Source organism: Pseudoponticoccus marisrubri, from assembly GCF_001482405.1.
Lineage (GTDB): Bacteria > Pseudomonadota > Alphaproteobacteria > Rhodobacterales > Rhodobacteraceae > Pseudoponticoccus > Pseudoponticoccus marisrubri.
On the sequence record NZ_LPXO01000009.1, the window covers coordinates 126,691 to 143,744 of the forward strand.

General features: G+C 68.2%; 16 protein-coding genes. 7 read left to right on the plus strand and 9 right to left on the minus strand.

The annotated features are described in order from the left end of the window. Nucleotides 1–37: 37 nt before the first annotated feature. Entirely contained in the window at nucleotides 38–1,303 is a 1,266-nt protein-coding gene (locus AVJ23_RS14950; protein ID WP_058863012.1) for a ferredoxin:protochlorophyllide reductase (ATP-dependent) subunit N, read from the minus strand. Beyond that, nucleotides 1,300–1,788 carry a 2-vinyl bacteriochlorophyllide hydratase gene (bchF, locus tag AVJ23_RS14955; protein WP_058863013.1) on the minus strand — a complete coding sequence of 163 codons (489 nt, stop codon included), beginning with the start codon at nucleotides 1,786–1,788 and terminating at the stop codon, nucleotides 1,300–1,302. Before bchF ends, AVJ23_RS14950 begins: the two co-directional genes overlap by 4 nt. A 307-nt stretch (nucleotides 1,789–2,095) precedes the next feature. Between bchF and AVJ23_RS14960 the strand changes: the two genes are divergently transcribed. The 6 genes from AVJ23_RS14960 to AVJ23_RS14985 all read left to right on the plus strand — a co-directional run bounded on the left by AVJ23_RS14960 (nucleotide 2,096) and on the right by AVJ23_RS14985 (nucleotide 8,338). Beyond that, nucleotides 2,096–2,878: a cobalamin-dependent protein gene (locus tag AVJ23_RS14960; protein ID WP_058863014.1), complete on the plus strand. Its 783-nt coding sequence runs from the start codon at nucleotides 2,096–2,098 to the stop codon at nucleotides 2,876–2,878. 41 nt (nucleotides 2,879–2,919) lie between these two features. After that, on the plus strand, nucleotides 2,920–4,299 hold the full coding sequence (gene ppsR / locus AVJ23_RS14965) for a transcriptional regulator PpsR (protein WP_240484665.1): 1,380 nt from the start codon (nucleotides 2,920–2,922) through the stop codon (nucleotides 4,297–4,299). Between the two features lie 112 nt (nucleotides 4,300–4,411). Next, a complete protein-coding gene (chlG, locus tag AVJ23_RS14970) occupies nucleotides 4,412–5,320 on the plus strand; it encodes a chlorophyll synthase ChlG (RefSeq protein ID WP_058863016.1) in 909 nt (302 codons plus the stop codon). After that, the gene (locus AVJ23_RS14975; RefSeq protein ID WP_058863017.1) at nucleotides 5,317–6,621 is read left to right on the plus strand and encodes a BCD family MFS transporter; all 1,305 of its coding nucleotides are present in this window, start codon (nucleotides 5,317–5,319) and stop codon (nucleotides 6,619–6,621) included. Before chlG ends, AVJ23_RS14975 begins: the two co-directional genes overlap by 4 nt. Nucleotides 6,622–6,626: 5 nt before the next feature. Next, nucleotides 6,627–7,805, plus strand: coding sequence for a geranylgeranyl diphosphate reductase (locus tag AVJ23_RS14980; protein WP_058863018.1), 1,179 nt, complete (start codon nucleotides 6,627–6,629; stop codon nucleotides 7,803–7,805). Further along, nucleotides 7,802–8,338 (plus strand): isopentenyl-diphosphate Delta-isomerase, encoded by a 537-nt coding sequence (locus tag AVJ23_RS14985; RefSeq protein ID WP_058863019.1) that lies wholly within the window; start codon nucleotides 7,802–7,804, stop codon nucleotides 8,336–8,338. The genes AVJ23_RS14980 and AVJ23_RS14985 overlap by 4 nt, the downstream gene beginning before the upstream one ends. On the opposite strand, the gene AVJ23_RS14990 is transcribed toward AVJ23_RS14985, so the two are convergent. The 3 genes from AVJ23_RS14990 to AVJ23_RS15000 form a co-directional block, all read right to left on the minus strand. Next, nucleotides 8,326–8,565: a hypothetical protein gene (locus tag AVJ23_RS14990; protein ID WP_058863020.1), complete on the minus strand. Its 240-nt coding sequence runs from the start codon at nucleotides 8,563–8,565 to the stop codon at nucleotides 8,326–8,328. The two genes, AVJ23_RS14985 and AVJ23_RS14990, sit on opposite strands and share 13 nt — an antisense overlap. Nucleotides 8,566–8,795: 230 nt before the next feature. After that, nucleotides 8,796–9,821 (minus strand): Gfo/Idh/MocA family oxidoreductase, encoded by a 1,026-nt coding sequence (locus AVJ23_RS14995; RefSeq protein ID WP_058863021.1) that lies wholly within the window; start codon nucleotides 9,819–9,821, stop codon nucleotides 8,796–8,798. Nucleotides 9,822–10,007: 186 nt separating this feature from the next. Continuing rightward, nucleotides 10,008–12,212: an NADP-dependent isocitrate dehydrogenase gene (locus AVJ23_RS15000; protein ID WP_058863022.1), complete on the minus strand. Its 2,205-nt coding sequence runs from the start codon at nucleotides 12,210–12,212 to the stop codon at nucleotides 10,008–10,010. Between the two features lie 317 nt (nucleotides 12,213–12,529). On the opposite strand from AVJ23_RS15000, the gene AVJ23_RS15005 reads away from it, so the two are divergent. Next, nucleotides 12,530–13,630 (plus strand): AI-2E family transporter, encoded by a 1,101-nt coding sequence (locus tag AVJ23_RS15005; protein WP_084794622.1) that lies wholly within the window; start codon nucleotides 12,530–12,532, stop codon nucleotides 13,628–13,630. A 6-nt stretch (nucleotides 13,631–13,636) separates the two neighbouring features. Here AVJ23_RS15005 and AVJ23_RS15010 read toward each other — a convergent pair whose 3' ends face one another. The 4 genes from AVJ23_RS15010 to AVJ23_RS15025 are packed head-to-tail and all read right to left on the minus strand — an operon-like array spanning nucleotide 13,637 to nucleotide 17,002. After that, on the minus strand, nucleotides 13,637–14,446 hold the full coding sequence (locus AVJ23_RS15010) for an N-acyl homoserine lactonase family protein (RefSeq protein ID WP_058863023.1): 810 nt from the start codon (nucleotides 14,444–14,446) through the stop codon (nucleotides 13,637–13,639). Beyond that, the gene (locus tag AVJ23_RS15015; protein WP_058863024.1) at nucleotides 14,443–14,727 is read right to left on the minus strand and encodes a putative quinol monooxygenase; all 285 of its coding nucleotides are present in this window, start codon (nucleotides 14,725–14,727) and stop codon (nucleotides 14,443–14,445) included. The genes AVJ23_RS15010 and AVJ23_RS15015 overlap by 4 nt, the downstream gene beginning before the upstream one ends. After that, nucleotides 14,727–16,238, minus strand: coding sequence for a tripartite tricarboxylate transporter permease (locus tag AVJ23_RS15020; protein WP_058863051.1), 1,512 nt, complete (start codon nucleotides 16,236–16,238; stop codon nucleotides 14,727–14,729). Before AVJ23_RS15020 ends, AVJ23_RS15015 begins: the two co-directional genes overlap by 1 nt. Further along, nucleotides 16,238–17,002, minus strand: a complete 765-nt coding sequence (locus tag AVJ23_RS15025) for a hypothetical protein (protein ID WP_058863025.1) — start codon at nucleotides 17,000–17,002, stop codon at nucleotides 16,238–16,240. Before AVJ23_RS15025 ends, AVJ23_RS15020 begins: the two co-directional genes overlap by 1 nt. Nucleotides 17,003–17,054: the final 52 nt, after the last annotated feature.

Genomic DNA, 17,054 nt, shown 5'->3' on the forward strand with positions numbered 1-17,054 from the left:
GAGCGCCTTTCGTGAGTATTTGGGAAGAGAAGAAGCCTCATGTCGCGCCCTCCAGCCGGAGCGCGTCGCGGCGGCGCAGCGGGCGGGCGAAAAGCCCCGCGAGATCGCCGGCCTGCTCGTAGAAATGCACCGGGGTGAAGACCAGCTCGATCGCCCATTTGGTGGTGAGCCCCTCGGCCTCGAGCGGGTTGGCGAGGCCGAGCCCGCAGACGCTGAGATCGGGCCGCGCGGCGCGGGCGCGGTCGAGCTGGCGGTCCACGTCCTGCCCCTCGGAGAGCGTCGGGCCGGGGGCGATGGCGGCGAGGTCGGGGCCCATGACCTGGCGGTGCAGGAAGGGGGTGCCGATCTCGACGGCCTGCATGCCGCATTCGACGGTCAGGAAGCGGGCCAGCGGGATCTCCAACTGGCTGTCGGGGAAGAAGAAGACCGAGCGGTCGGCCAGCGGCGCGGCGGCCTGGGCCACGGCGCGGCGGGCCCGGGCGCGGGGTGCGGCGGTCACCCGCTCGAAGACCGCGTCATCGACGCCGAACTCGGCCGCGATGGCGGCGAGCCAGGCGGTGGTGCCCTGTTCGCCGAAGGGGAAGGGGGCAGGCAGGTGGCGCGCGCCGCGCCGTTCCAGCGCGGCCAGCGTGTCGCCGAGAAAGGGCTGGGCCAGCGCGACCACCGTGCCGGGGCCGATGGCGGGCGCGTCCTCGGCCCGGGCGGCGGGCAGCAGGGCCACGTCCTCGATCCCCATGCCGGAGAGCAGCGCCAGCATCTGGTCCTGCACCGCGTCGGGCAGCGCGCCGGCCACCAGAAGCTGGCGCTTCTCGGTCGCGGCGAGCGCCGGCACCATGGCGGCGAGGCAGGCATCCTCGCCCTGGGTGAAGGTGGTCTCGATCCCCGAGCCGGAGAAGTTGATCACGCGGGTGCGGGGCCCGTGCTGGGCGTTCAGCCGCTCGGCCGCCTTTTCGAGATCGAGCTTGATGACCTCGGAGGGGCAGGATCCGACAAGGAAGAGTTGACGGATGTCAGTTCTGCGTGACAGGAGCCGCGCCACCTCGCGGTCGAGCTCGTCCTGCGCGTCGGCCAGCCCGGCCAGGTCCGTCTCTTCGAGAATCGCCGTGCCGAATCGCGGCTCGGCGAAGATCATCACCCCGGCGGCGCTTTGCAGCAGATGCGCGCAGGTGCGCGAGCCCACGACAAGAAAGAAGGCGTCCTGCATCTTTCGGTGCAGCCAGACGATCGAGGTCAGCCCGCAGAAGACCTCGCGCTGGCCGCGCTCGCGCAGGACGGGGGCGGATTGGCAGCCTTGCGCGCTCATGCCGGCACCTCGGCCTCGCGGCGGGCGACGCGCAGTTTCCACAGGAACTGGCCGGCATTGATGACATAGGCGAGATAGGCCGCCAGCGCCGCGATCATCAGCGCGCCGGGGCCGAGCGTGCCGGTCAGCAGCGCGTAAATATAGAATGAATGCAAGGCGATGACGGCAAAGCTGAAGACGTCCTCCCAGAAGAAGGCGGGCGCGAAGAGATACTGTCCGAAGACCTCCTTCTCCCAGATCGCGCCGGTCACCATGATCAGGTAGAGGCAGCCGGTCTTGACCAGGATCGACACGGTCGCGGCCTCGTAGCCGGCGCCGGTGGCGAGATAGCGCAGCACGAGCGCGAGCGAGACCAGGAACACCAGGAATTGCAGCGGGGCGAGCACCGCCTGGACGACGGTCCAGGGCGATGCGTCGCGGCGGGCGCGTTCCTCGCGTGTGTAGAGCGCCGTGGCGGCGCCCGGCTGGCTGGCGCGGTCCTGCATGGCCGACTCCCCCTCGTGTTCCGTGATTGACGGTAGCGGCTGTTTTCACGAAGTGTCAATTGAAACTTACAGTCTGACGTTGACACCGGGCGGGACGAATGACGTTGCGACCGATCCGCCCGATTGCTTGACTCTTTGTTTTCAATAAGAAATATTCTCTTGACCAAGCGCCCGAGGTCATCTCTGTGAGAGTCTGTCCATTCTCTTTGACATTTTGGCGGCCGTCCCTGACACTGAAGGGGTGGATATCGCAGGCGATCACGGAGCTTCGTCGGTGTGAGTATCCCCAGGGGGGAAGGCGGAACCGATGCACGGCGACGATCATACCTCGTCAACACAAGACAGCAGCGGCAAGCCGCGCCTCGCGTCCTTTGCGCGCCAGGTGCTGGGCGAGGTCAGTCAGCGACCCGGCCAGAACCGCAGCGAACGGCATGATGCCTATGGTGTCTGGTTGGCGGATTTCAGCATCACCACGGCCTATACGGACCGCGCCGCGCTCGACGAGCTGGAGCGGCGCCGCATGAGTGTCGACGACCTGATCCTGCAGGGCATCCCGCGCGCCTCGGCGCTGCTGGGGCATCGCTGGATGACCAACGAGCTGAGCTTTGCCCGGGTGTCGCTGGGCTCGGCGCGGCTGTTCGGGCTGTGCCGCTCGGTGACGGCGGACTGGTCGCGGGTCAGCCCGCTGGAATCCGGCCTGTCGGTGCTGCTGTGCACGATCGATTTCGAGGATCACCTGATCGGCGCTTCGGTGCTGGCCTACAAGCTGCGCAAGGCCGGGCACTCGGTGCGCAGCATGACCAAGGCCACGCCCGAGCAGATTGTCGAGAAACTGGACGTCGGGTCGTATGATTGCCTGATGCTGTCCGCCTCGACCCTCGACAGCCTTGCATCCATCGAACGGGCGGTTAAACACGTTCGGACCGCTGCTTGCGTCCAGCCGACGATCATCCTGGGCGGCGCGATCCTGTCCGAGGTGGACGGGTTGAAGAACAAGACGGGCGTGGACCTGGTGACGAGCGACATCAATACGGCCCTCGGCCAACTGGTCGGTGCGGCACCTGCTCCGCTGCCGAAAGTGGCTGAGTGATGACGGCAAACAACGCAAACTGGCCCCGCGGATACATTCCCATGATCGAGCCGGATTTCCTGCCGGGAATCCTCTCTGCGGCGTCCGACCTTGCGTTCGTGCTGTCCAAGACCGGGATCGTCACCTCTGTCGTGCTGGACGAGGACCAGCCCGAGCGCGAGAGGCTGAGCCACTGGGTGGGCCGGTCGATGCGCGATTTCCTCGCCGTCGACAGCCAGTCCAAGTTCGACGACATCCTGACCCGCATGGCCGATGAATGGGCGATCTCGACCCCGGTCGAGCTGAACCATGTCGACGAGGAGGCAAGCTGGACATACCCGGTCAGCTACACGGTGCACCGGGTTGGCCCGGATGGCGACATCCTGCTGCTGGGCCGTGACCTGCGCATCGTGGCCGAGACCCAGCAGCAGCTGGTGCAGGCGCAGATCGCGCTGGAGCGCGGCTACGAGGAGCGGCGCGAATATGATGCGCGCTACCGGATGTTGCTGGCCAGCACCTCGGACGCATTCCTTTTCGTGTCGGCCAGCGACGGGCGCATCCGCGACCTGAACGCGCCGGCCGCCAACCTGCTGGGCGGCGCGCGCGACGAGCTGACCGGCGCGCCGGTGGCGCAGGAGTTCAAGGATCGCCGCCGCGGCGAGTTCGTCGAGAACCTCGTCAGCCTCGCGCTGTCGGATGTCTCTTCCGAGCTGGCGGTGCAGACGCGCCGGTCACGCCGCGACGTGCTGATCACACCGACGGTGTTCCGCGCGGCGGGCGAGCGGTTGATCCTGTGCCGGCTGACGGTCGAGGCCGGGCGCCACCAGGTGAACGACCGGCTGACGCACAATCTCAACCTGCTCTTTGCCAAGGGCACGGACGGGATGGTCTTTACCGACACCAAGGGCATTGTCGAGGCGGCGAACGAGGCGTTTCTCGAGTTGATCGACGCGGCCAATGTGTCAGAGGTCAAGGGTCGCTCGCTGGGCGATTTCATGGCGCGCGGGCAGATCGACCTGTCGGTGGTGCTGGAAAACGCCATGCGTTCCGGGCACATGCGGATCTACTCGACCAAGATGACCAACGAGTTCGGCACCCGCACCCCGGTCGAGATGTCGGTGGTGCATCTGAACAACGGCGCCAAGCCGGCGATGGGCTTCCTGATCCGCGATGCCAGCCGGGTCGAGGCGGTGCGTTCGGCGGTGCAGATGCCGGTGCCCAACATGGCCGATCACAACGTGGCCGAGCTGGTCGGGTCGGCCACGCTGAAGGAAATCGTGGCCGAGACCAATGACGTGATCGAGAAGATGTGCATCGAGACGGCGGTGGAGCTGACGCGCAACAACCGCGCCGCGGCCGCCGAGATGCTGGGCCTGTCGCGTCAGAGCCTCTACGTCAAGCTGCGCAAATACGGCCTGCTCAAGAAGGACGAGGACAGCTGAGCCCGCCCGGGCCCGCCGTCGTCCCCCCGATCCCCCGCGAAATGCCCCCTGCGCGCAGCTGACACACAGGCTTGGCTTGCGCGACTCGGAAGTGTCAGGCTAACATGACACTATGAGTGTCACGTACAAAGCAGAGCCCCGCCGCTGGCCCGAGCCCGCCGCCGCGCTGCGCCTGATCAAGCCGATCACCTGGTTCCCGCCCATGTGGGCCTATCTCTGCGGCGCCGTCTCGGCCGGGGTCGCGGTGGACGGGCGCTGGGGGCTGGTGCTGCTGGGCGTGATCCTGGCCGGCCCGGTGGTCTGCGGGATGAGCCAAGCCGCCAATGACTGGTGCGACCGGCATGTCGACGCCATCAACGAGCCCGACCGGCCGATCCCCTCGGGGCGCATTCCCGGCCGCTGGGGCCTCTGGATCGCGCTGGCCATGACCGTGCTGTCACTGGCCATCGGCTGGCAGCTGGGCCCCTGGGGCTTCGGCGCGACGCTTGTCGGCGTGGCCGCCGCCTGGGCCTATTCGGCCGAGCCGGTGCGCCTGAAACGCTCCGGCCTGCTGGGGCCGGGACTGGTGGGGCTGAGCTATGAGAGCCTGCCCTGGTTCACCGGTGCCGCGGTGCTCAGTGCGGGCGCGCCCGGCTGGCCGGTGGTGATCGTCGCCGCGCTCTACGGGATCGGCGCGCATGGCATCATGACGCTCAACGATTTCAAGGCGCTGCAGGGCGACCGGCAGATGGGCGTCAACTCGCTGCCCGTGACGCTGGGCCCCGAACGCGCGGCGCGCGTGGCCTGCTGGGTCATGGCGCTGCCGCAGCTGGCGGTGATCGGGTTGCTGCTGCTCTGGGGCCGGCCGTGGCACGCGCTGGCCGTGGCCGCGGTGCTGGCTGGACAGGCGGCGGCGATGCGTGTTCTGCTGCGCGACCCCGAGGGCCGCGCGCCCTGGTACAACGGCACCGGCGTCATGCTTTATGTCTCGGGCATGATGGTCGCGGCCTTCGCAATCCGCACTTTGGGAGTTTCTCCATGACATTGAGCTGGCTGGGCATCCTCAGGCTGGGCCTCGTGCAGATGGCGCTTGGCATGATCGTGGTGCTGACCACGGCGACGATGAACCGGGTGATGGTGGTCGAGCTGGCCCTGCCGGCGATCCTGCCGGGGCTGCTGGTGTCGCTCTATTACGGGACGCAATTCCTGCGCCCGCATTTCGGCCACGGGGCCGATACCGGCGGCAAGCGTACCCCCTGGATCATCGGCGGTGTCGCGGTGTTGGGTCTGGGCGCCATCGGCGCGGCCCTGTCGGTGGGGCTGATGGCGCGGTCCGTGCCGCTGGGCATCGCCGCCGCGGTGCCGTCCTTCCTGCTGATCGGGCTGGGCATCGGCGCCGGGGGCACCAACCTGCTGGCGCTTCTGGCCGCGCGTGTGGGCGAGGGCCGGCAGGCCGCCGCGGGCAGCGCGGTCTGGATCATGATGATCTTCGGCCTGGCCGCGACCGGCATCACCGCCGGGCAGCTGCTCGACCCCTACAGCCCCGCGCGGCTGGTCGCGGTGACCGCCGGTGTCGCCGCCCTCGCGCTGAGCCTGACCGTGCTGGGTGTCTGGGGGCAGGAGCGGCGCACCGCCCCGGCCGCCTCGGCCGAGACGCGCCCGCTGGCCTTCCGCGCCGCCGCGCGCGAGCTTTGGGCCGACCGCCGCGTGCGCGGCTTCACCATCTTCGTCTTCGCCTCGATGCTGGCCTATAACTTGCAGGACCTGATCTTGGAGCCTTTCGCCGGTCATGTCTTTGCGCTCAGCGTCGGGGAAAGCACGGCGCTTGGCGGCATGCACCATGCCGGTGCGCTGATCGGCATGCTGGCGGTGCTGATCTCGGGCACGGCCCTGCGGCGCTGGGTGGTGGTGCCGATCCGGGTCTGGATCGTCGGCGGCTGCCTGCTGTCGGGGGCCGCGCTGATCGCACTGGCCTATGGCGGCACCCGCGCGCCCGACTGGCCGCTGGCGGCCAATGTTTTCACGCTGGGGCTGGCCAACGGCGCCTTCGCCGTCGCCGCCATCGGCGCGATGATGGGCCTCGCCCGCGAGGGCGACGAGGCGCGCGAGGGGATCCGCATGGGCCTCTTCGGCGCGGCGCAGGCCATCGCCTTCGGGCTGGGCTCGTTCCTGGGCACGGCGGCGGCGGATGTGATGCGGGGCCTCGTGGCCTCGGACGCGCTGGCCTATGGCGCGGTCTTCGCCGCCGAGGGGGGCGTCTTCCTGATCGCCGCCCTGCTGGCGCTGTCGCTGGGACGCGACGAGAAACCGGCCGGATCGGCCACCATGGTACCGGGGGAGTGAGCGAGATGTATGATGTGGTTGTCGTGGGAGGCGGCCCGTCGGGCGCCACCGCCGCCGAAGACCTGGCCCGCGCCGGCAAGCGCGTCGCGCTGCTGGACCGCGACGGGCGGATCAAGCCCTGCGGCGGGGCCATCCCGCCCCGGCTGATCGCCGATTTCGCCATTCCCGACGATCTGCTGGTGGCGCGGATCACCACGGCGCGCATGATCTCGCCCACCGGGCGGCGCGTGGACATCCCGATCGAGAACGGCTTCGTCGGCATGGTCGACCGCGCCGATTTCGACGAGTTCCTGCGCGTGCGCGCCGGCGAAGCCGGGGCCGAGCGCAAGACCGGCACCTTCCAGCGGATCGAGCGGGATGGCGGCGGCACCCATGTCGTTTATCGCGACAAGGCCAGCGGCGAGAGCACGCGGCTGACCACCCGGCTGGTGATCGGGGCCGATGGCGCGCGGTCCAACGTGGCGCGCGGCGAGGTGCCGGGCGGCGACACCATTCCCTATGTCATCGCCTATCACGAGATCATCGCCGCCCCGGAAGCGCAGGGGGCCTATGATCCCGACCGCTGCGACGTGATCTATGATGGGCGCATCTCGCCCGATTTCTACGGTTGGGTCTTTCCGCATGGCAAGCAGGCCAGCGTCGGCATGGGCACCGGGATCGACGGCATCGACCTGAAGCAGGCCACGGCCGACCTGCGCGCCGCCTCGGGGCTTGCGGGCTGCGAGACGATCCGGCGCGAGGGCGCGCCGATTCCGCTGAAGCCGCTCAAGCGCTGGGACAACGGGCGCGACGTTGTGCTGGCCGGTGATGCGGCCGGCGTCGTGGCGCCCAGCTCGGGCGAGGGGATCTACTATGCCATGGCCGGGGGCCGGGTGGCGGCCACCGCGGCGATCGCCTGCCTCGCCTCCGGACGGGCGGCCGACCTGCGCCTGGCGCGGCGGCTCTTCATGCGTGAGCACAAGACCGTGTTCCACGTGCTGGCCTCTATGCAGAACGCCTATTACCGCAGCGACAACCGGCGCGAGCGCTTCGTCTCGCTCTGCCATGACATCGACGTTCAAAAACTCACCTTCGAGGCCTATATGAACAAGGCGCTGGTGCGGGCGCGCCCGATGGCGCATATCCGCATCGGACTGAAGAACATCGCGCATCTGACCGGGTTGGTGAGGCCGGACTACACATGACCATCATGATCCCCGCCTGGATCGACGGCACCTTGCAGCCGGTCGAGAAGCTTGACGCCCATATCCGCGGGCTGCGGCACAAGGCGGTGTCGGTCTTCGTGACGAAGGGCGATCAGGTGCTGATCCAGCGCCGGGCGATGGGCAAGTACCATACGCCGGGCTTATGGGCGAACACCTGCTGCACCCATCCCGACTGGGAGGAACCCGCCGCGGCCTGCGCGCTGCGCCGGCTGAAGGACGAGCTCGGGATCACCGGCGTCACGCCGGTGCATCGCGGACGAGTCGAGTACCGCGCCGATGTGGGCGGCGGTCTGACCGAACACGAGGTGGTCGAGATCTTCCGCGCCGAGGCCACGCCGGCCATGACGCTGCAGCCCAACCCGGACGAGGCGATGGATGTGCGCTGGATCGGGCGCGCCGCGCTGGAGGCCGAGATCGCGGCCAAGCCCGAGCGTTTCACGCCCTGGCTGCGGATCTACCTGGCCCGTCACGCGGCACTGGTTTTCGGCGAAAGCCCGGTTCAGAACGCGTAGACCATCATCAGCACGTTCGGCGTGATGAAGGCGAAGGCGATGCAGAGCAGCTGCGCCACGTGAACGGCCTTCTGTGCGCGCGGCTTGCGGCGTTCCTCGTCGAAGGCGGCAACCGCCAGCATCAGCGCTGCGGTCTCGCCGGTGCGCGCCTGTTTCTCGCGTTCGATCTTGCTCTTGGCGGCATTGAACCGGGCGCGCAGTTCCTCTTCACTGAGCCTGTTGGACATGGTCGTTCCTCTCGTCTCCCTCTGACCCGATTTAAATGGCGCGTTTCCGTGGCGTGACCAGAGCCGCGCGGGCAGAAAATGCGGCCTGCACCCGGGCCCGGCACAAACCTCCTGCGGTTTGAAACCGGCCGGCGCCGCGGGTCCGCGCCCTGTGGCAGTGGCGCGGAATTCTCCCGCCCGGCCAGCGCGTTGCGGAGCATGCCCCTCGCTGTCCTGCGCGAGCCCCGGTGTCACCCCGACGCTCCCCCATCGCGGTCGTAGAAGGCGGGCCGCGCGATCATCTCGACCGGCATCCGCTGCCCGGTCTCCAGCGCGCGCACCCCGGTCTCGGCCACGAGGGCCGCGCAGTAGCCGTCCCAGCAATCCGCGGCGGTGGCGGGAAAGGCCCCCGTCTGCACGAAGCGCAGGAAGTCGCGGTTCTGGCGGCGATAGGCCTCGGCATAGCGGCCGCGCCAGTCGCTGTCATAGCGCGTGGCAGAAGACAGCGCGGCGTCCAGCCGGGTATGCACCACATTGTTCATCGAGACGGACCCGGCTTCGCCCACCAGTTCGGCGCGCACGTCATAGCCATAGGCGGCGTTGTTGTTGACCTCGATCGTGACCAGCTGGTCATCCGTGGTCTCGAGCATCATCACCACTGGCGCGACGCGGTCATCCGAGCGCTGCGGCTGCGCGGCCCAGATGCTGCGATACTCGGTGCCCAGCACGTGGCGCGCCACGTCGAATTCATGCGGGGCGGAATTGGTGATCGCCATGGCGCCGGTGAACTCGGCATTGGGTGTCTCCACGTTGCGGTGGAAATTGTGCATCATCAGCGCGCGTCCCAGCGTGCCGTCGCGCAAGGCCCGTGTCATCTCGACATAGGATTGATCGTAGCGGCGCATGAAACCGATCATGATCCGGCGCGCGCCGCTTTCCTGCTCGGCCTGCATGACCTCCAGGCATTCTTCGGCGCTTTGCGACAGGGGCTTTTCGCACATCACCGGCTTGCCGGCCCGCAGCGCGGCCAGCGACAGCGGTGCATGGGTGACATCTGGGCTGGCCACGATCACCGCATCGACATCGGCGCGCGCGATGACCGCCTCGGGATCGGTGGCGGTATCGACGGCGCCGAGCGCCTCGGCCACCGATCGTGCGCGCGCGGCGTCCCTGTCACAGACCACCTGCAGCTGCGCGCCGGGCAGGTCCTCGGCCACAATACGGGCGTGATCGGCCCCCATCACCCCGGCGCCGATCACGGCGATGCGTATGCTCATCTCTCCCCCCCGTTCGATGGCGTGCTGGCGGGTAGATTGGACCGGAAGGGGCGCGGGCGTCAAAGCCCGATCCGTCGGGGCGCGCCGTCATTCGGCGGGGGGTGACGAACCCAACAAAAAGGACGGCGCGCGATGCCGCACGCCGTCCCCTGTTCTCTGCCACCCCGTCGGGGCGGGCACCGCTTGTCAGCCGATAATGCCGTTCAGCGTCGCCGAGGGGCGCATCACCGCGGCGGTCTTGGCCGCGTCGGTGTGGTAGTACCCGCCCAGATCTGCCGGCTGGCCCTGTGCCGCGGCCAGTTCGCCGGTGATCGCGGCCTCGCCTTCGGCCAGGGCCTTGGCGATGGGTGCGAAATGCGCCGCAAGCTCGGCATCGTCACCCTGCGCGGCCAGGGCCTCGGCCCAGTAGCGGGCGAACCAGTAATGGCTGTCGCGGTTGTCGGGCTCACCCACTTTGCGCGAGGGTGACCGGCCATGGTCGAGAATGCCCTGCGTGGCGGCATCGACCGCCTCGCCCAGCACGCGGGCCTTGGCGTTGTCCTTCTGGTCGGCGAGGAACTTGAAGCTTTCCCCCAGCGCGCAGAATTCGCCCAGGCTGTCCCAGCGCAGGTGGTTCTGTTCCATCAGCTGCTGCACGTGCTTGGGGGCCGAGCCGCCGGCGCCGGTCTCGAACAGCCCGCCGCCCTGCATCAGCTTGACGATGGACAGCATCTTGGCGCTGGTCGCCAGCTCGAGGATCGGGAACAGGTCGGTCAGGTAATCGCGCAGCACGTTGCCGGTGATCGCGATGGTCGACTCGCCCTTGGTGATCGTCTCGAGCGAGGCGACGGTGGCCGCGCGCGGTGCCATGATCTCGAACTTGTCGGCCACGCCGCGCGCTTCGAGGATGGGCGTGACGTACTTGATCAGCTCGGCGTCATGGGCGCGGCTTTCGTCCAGCCAGAAGATCGCGCGGTAGCCGGTGGCCTTTTGGCGGTCGATGGCCAGGTTGACCCAGTCCTCGATCGGCGCCTTGCGCGCGCTGGCCGAACGCCAGATGTCGCCGGCCTGCACGTCGTGCTGGTGCAGCACCGTGCCGTCATCCAGCACCATCTTGACGGTGCCGGCCTCGGGCATCTCGAAGGTGGTGGGGTGCGAGCCGTATTCCTCGGCCTTCTGCGCCATCAGGCCGATATTCTGCACGGTGCCGGCGGTGGCCGGGTCGAGCTTGCCATTGGCCTTAAAGAACTCGATCGCGGCGTCATAGACCGGCGCGTAGGAGCTGTCGGGGATCACGCAGTTGGTGTCGTGCTGCGCGTTGTCCGGGCCCCAGCCCTTGCCGCCATCGCGGATCAGCGCCGGCATCGAGGCGTCGATGATCACGTCGGACGGCACGTGCAGGTTGGTGATGCCCTTGTCGGAATTCACCATGTACATCGGCGGACGCTCGGCGCGCACGGCCTCGATGGCCTGCTCGATCTCGGCATGGCCCTTGACGCGCTCCAGCAGGTCGCCCAGCCCGGAATTCGGGTTCACGCCCAGCTCCTTCAGCTTGGCGCCATGCGCCTCGAAGACCGGCTTGAGCCAGGCCTTGACCGCGTGGCCGAAGATGATCGGGTCCGAGACCTTCATCATCGTAGCCTTCATGTGCAGCGAGAACAGCGTTCCCTCGTCCTTGGTCTTGGCGATCTCGTCCTCGAGGAACGCATCCAGCGCGCTGGCCGACATGTAGGTGGCGTCCACCACGGTGCCCTCGGGGTAGGAGACGCCCTCTTTCAGCACGGTCTCGCCCGCGCCGGTTTCCAGCACGATCCTGGCGGTGGCCGCCTTGGGCAGCGTGGCCGAGACCTCGTTGGAGTAGAAATCACCGCCCGACATCGAGGCGACGCGGGTCTTGCTCTCGGCCGTCCACTCGCCCATGCGGTGCGGGTTGGACTGGGCGAATTTCTTGACGGCGGCGGCGGCGCGGCGGTCCGAGTTGCCTTCGCGCAGGACCGGGTTCACGGCCGAGCCCTTGATCCCGTCATATTTCGCCTGGACGGCCTTTTCCTCGTCGGTCTTCGGCTCGTAGGGGTAGTCGGGCAGCGCGTAGCCCTGCGACTGCAGTTCCTTGACGGCGGCGACCAGCTGCGGCACCGAGGCCGAGATGTTGGGCAGCTTGATGACGTTGGCCTGCGGCGTCTTGACCAGCTCGCCCAGCTCGGCAAGGTCGTCGGACTGGCGCTGTGCGTCGGTCAGGTATTCGGGGAAGGTGGCGAGGATCCGGCCCGCCAGCGAGATGTCCTTGGTGCCGACCGACACGCCGGCGGCGGCGGCGAAGGTCTGGATGATCGGCAGGAGCGAGGCCGAGGCCAGTTCCGGTGCCTCGTCGACCTTGGTGTAGATGATATCGGGAACGGTCTGATCTGACATGGGCTTCCCCCTTTCGCTGAGTCGGCCCTTGCATAGGCCATGCGCCGCCCGCCGTCTACAGTATGCGTCGGTATACAATGCCGCATCGTGCCATGTTTTTCGGCAGGCAGGGGGTGGATCGGCACATGGGCTGGCCCGTGTCGTCGCGGCCTCGGGCGGCCGATAGCGTTACCGGTCCGGGCCGCGCGATGCGCGGGTTGAGCAAGACGTGAAGGCGCGGCGCATGGTCTTGCCCGCACCCCTGTCCTAACGTACCGTGAAGGCTGGACAATATACGGGGAAGCCGCCCCCTCTCCGCCGGGGGCCGATCTGAGCGCATGACACAACTTTCCGGCAACCCGGGCACGCCGAACCATTTCGAACGCCTCCAGCTGTGGTGCCTGGGCATCATCGCCTTTGCCGTGATCCTGTTCCTGCTGGTGCAGGCCAAGTTCCTGCTGATCTCGCTGGCCATCGCGATCATCCTGTTCTCGCTCACCTCGGACGCGATCGGCTATTTCCAGCGGATGCGCATCGGCGAGGCGCGGTTCTCGGTCGGCGTGGCCTCGGCGCTGGCGGTACTGCTGATCGCCTCGGTGCTGATCTCGATCTCGGCCGTGATCCTGACCCAGGCCAACGCGATCGTGCAGATCGTCATGCAATATGCCGTGCCCGCGCAGCAGGCGCTGGCCGAGCTGTTCGGCTGGATGGGCGAGGATGTCGAGCAGGCGGTGCTGGACTGGCTGAACGGCGTCCGGCTGGGCCCGTGGCTGACCGCCATGGCGGGACAGGCGGGCAACATCGTCTCGGGCGCGGTGCTGGTCACGCTGTTCGTCGGGTTCCTGTTCCTCGAACGGCTCTGGTTCTCGCGCAAGCTGACCAGCCTGATGGGGGACGCGGAGAAGGCGAAGCGGGCCGAGCGCATCATCTCGTCGATCATGCACCGGGTGAACCGATACCTCGTGGTCAAGACGCTGATCAGCACGCTGACCGGCGCGATCGTCTACGCGGTGATGTGGCTCTTCAACCTCGAGCTGGCCTTCGCCATGGCGGCGCTGACCTTCATCCTGAACTTCATTCCCAACGTGGGCTCGATCGTCGCCACCTTCGCGGTGGCCATCGTGGCCTATGTCCAGACCTCCGACACGCTGGTCGGCGCGGCGATGTTCACCATCGTGGGCGCCATCCAGTTCTTCATCGGGCAGGTGCTGGACCCGTTCCTTCTGGGTAAGACGCTGCGGCTGTCCTCTTTCGGGATCATCGCGTCGCTGGCCTTCTGGGCGGCGGTCTGGGGGGTGCCGGGCATGTTCCTGGCGGTGCCGATCATGGTCTCGGTCATGATCGTCTGCGCGCATACGCAGGGGCTGCGCCCCGTGGCGGTGCTGCTGTCGCGCCAGGGGCTGATCGACCCGGATGTCGATTCCGAGACGGACGGCTAGGCGCGTTCAGCCGAAGAGGTCGGCGTCGGGCTCCTGCCGCGGCCCGTGATCCAGGCGGAAGACATGCGCGGCATGTTCCGACGGGTAGAGCCGGCGCACCAGCGGGTCATGCCCCGGCACGATCAGCCCGGGGCGCGAGGCAAGCGCGCGCAACGTGTCGAACCCGTCCAGCATGGTCTGCAGGTCGACCACGATGGGAAAGGGCTTCCGCGTCAGCACGTTCTCGTAGTAATGCGCCGCGTCCGAGGCCAGCACCAGCCAGCCGGCCTCGGTGCGCACGCGCACGCATTGCAGGCCGCGGGAATGGCCGCCGATGCAATGCACCGTCACGCCCTCGGCCACCTGCGCATCGCCCTCGTGAAACACCACCTTGCCGGAATAGAGCCGCTGCACCGCCTCGCAGACATGGCCCGCCGAGAAGGGCGCGCGCAGCGTGCCGTGGTACATGCAGGGGCCCGTCGCATAGTGCATCTCGGCCGCCTGCATGTGCAGCACCGCGTTCGGAAACAGGTGCAGCCCGCCGGCATGGTCATAATGCAGATGGGTGACGATCACGGTCGAGACCGCTTCGGCCGCGATCCCCAGCGGCTTCAGGGCGTCGCGGGGGTCCAGCTCGATCGGGCGGCCCCGCGTGGTGCCCTCGGCCGTATCATAGCCGGTATCGACAAGGATCACCTCGTCGCCCCGGCGCAGCACCCAGATGTAGTAATCCATCGCGTGCGGCGCGTCGTGATTGTCGTCGAACAGGAAGCTGTCCGCCCGGGTGCGGCTGTTGCGCTCGGCATATTTGACCGCGTGAACCTGCCATGTGCTCATCGGATCACCTCGTCCCAGGTGGTCACGGTCTTCTCGGCGATCATCCCGGCCACCTGCGCGTCGAAGGCCTTGAAATGCGCGCTGTCGAGATGCGCATCGAAGGCGGCGGCGCTGTCGTAGATCTCGTAGAGGAACACCTGCTCGGCGCCATCGGTGCAGATGTCGAACTGCCGGCAGCCGGGCTCGTCGGCCAGCGAGCGGCGGGCATTCTCGGTCATCAGCGGCAGGAAGGCGGCGCGCGTGCCGGGGTGCAGGGTGAGGGTCACGGTGACGGCGAACATCAGGTCATGCGTCCTTTCAGGCGGTAAAGCGCCCGTTTCGCCCCCGGCAGCGGGCCGAGGATCAGGGCGAGGATCAGTGCCAGCAGGATGGCCGATCCGGGGCGCGAGACAAAGACCGAGAGATCCCCATCCGACAGCAGCAGCGAGCGGCGGAAGGTCTCGTCGAACATGCCGCCCAGGATCACGCCGATCACCAGCGGCGCGATCGGGTAGCAGAGCAGGTTCATCAGGTAGGCGACGAAGCCGATCCCCAGCATCAGGTAGAGATCGTTGAGCCCGCCGCCCACGCTGAACGAGCCGATCGTCGTCAGCACCATGACCAGCGGCAGAAAGACGGTCTGCGGCAGGCGCAGCACCTTGATGAAGACCCGCGCGGTGAACAGGCCCATGATGAACATGGTGCAGCTGGCAAGCACGAGGATGGCGACGACGCGCAGGATGATCTCGGGGTCGATGGTGGGGCCGGGGATCACGTTGTTGATCTTGAACGCGCCCATCAGCGCCGCGGCGGGCGGCGAGCCGGGGATGCCCAGCACCAAGAGCGGGATCAGCGCACCGCCGATGCAGGCATTGTTGGCGGTCTCGGAGCTCAGCAACCTCTCGAGGCTGCCCTTGCCGAAGCGGTCCCCCTCGGCCGAGACGGTCTTGCCCACGCCGTAGCTGACCCAGCCGGCCACGTCCTCGCCCACGCCGGGCAGCGCGCCCACGCCGGTGCCGATCACGCCTGACCGCCCGATCGTGGGCAGGTAGCGGCGCAGCGCGGCGGTGTTGGGGAGGATCCGCCCGGTCAGCGCGGCGACCTCGCCGGTCTTGGCAGGGCGCATCCCGGCGATGATCTGCGGCACCGCGAAGGCGCCCATCAGCACCGGCACGACGGCGATGCCGCTGAGCAGGTAGGACCAGCCGAAAGTGTAGCGTGTCTCGCTCAGGATCGGGTCCATGCCGACCATGGCCAAGGCCAGCCCGACCAGGCCGGCGATCCAGCCCTTGATCGCAAGATCCTCGCTCATCAGCGTGCCCGACAGAAGGATGCCGAACAGCGCCAGCAGCGCCTTTTCCGGGCTCGCGATGTTCTTGGAGATTAGCAGCAGCACCCAGACGAAGACCAGCAGCGCCAGCGTGCCCACCAGCGTGCCGATGAAACTGGCCGTGGTGGTCAGCCCCAGCGCCTCGGCCCCGCGGCCCTGCCGGGCCAGCGGGTAGCCGTCCATCGCGGTGGCCGCGCTGGCCGCGGTGCCGGGGATGTTGAGCAGGATCGACGGGTAGGAGCCGCCATAGATCGCGCCGACATAGGCGCCCAGGAGCGCGATCAGCGAATAGTCCAGCGGCACCTTGTTGCCGAAGAACCCGGTCAGGATGGTCACCGCCAGCGTCGCGGTCAGGCCCGGCAGCGCGCCGAAGCTGATCCCGAGGAAGACCGAGACGATCAGGTAGAGATAGGTCCAGGGGTCGCTGACCAGCGCGGCAAAGGCGCTGCCGAACCCCGCAAGCTGGCCGAACAGGAACTCCATCAGGATCTCCACACCGGGCGCAGGTGCACGTAATAGCCGTACTCGATCTGCGAGAAGATCAGCCCGCCCCGGTTGGGCACGTTCTGGCGAAAGCCGAAGGCCATGGCGCAGACCAGCAGCAGCGGCACCCCCACGGCCAGCACCGGCGTCAGTCGCCGCGCCGGGCCGCGCGGGCCGGTCCACTGGTGCCAGAGCGTCAGCGCGACCAGCAGCGCAAGCGTCACCCAGTCATCGCCGTGCTGGCCCCAGCTGGCACGCGGGAAATACAGCACAAGGGCGGGTAGCGCTGCCGCGCCCATGGCCAGCAGAGGCACCAAAGGGCGGGGCTGCGCCCGGCCGTGAAACGCGGCGATCATCGCGGTGATCAGCAGCGCCGAGGCCAGGATGAAATCCACCCGCGGCACCAGCGCCGCGATATAGGCCAGCAGCATCAGCGCCAGCGCTGAGAACCGCGCGATCTCGGCACCCGACCAGCCAAGCCCCGCCGCGCTCAGCGCGCGTGCTGCCCCGCCCGACCGGATGGAGATCCCCAGCAGCACCAGCGACAGGCAGAACAGTGCCCCGAACAGGCCCAGCGGCACCATCGCGGCCGAGGTGTACCAGGCCGCGCTGTTCACGCCGGCGCTGTTGGCCCCGCCCAGCGGGATGTCCAGCGTGCGCCACAGGAAGAAGAGCGACAGCGCGATCAGTGCCAGCGCGCTCCAGAAATCGCGCGCGCGCAGTTGCGCCCGGGCCTCGGCCTCTGCTTCTGATGATACCTGCACGCGTGCCCCTCCCCTGGCCGGACGTGGTTCGGGCGGGCGCGTCCGCCCCGCC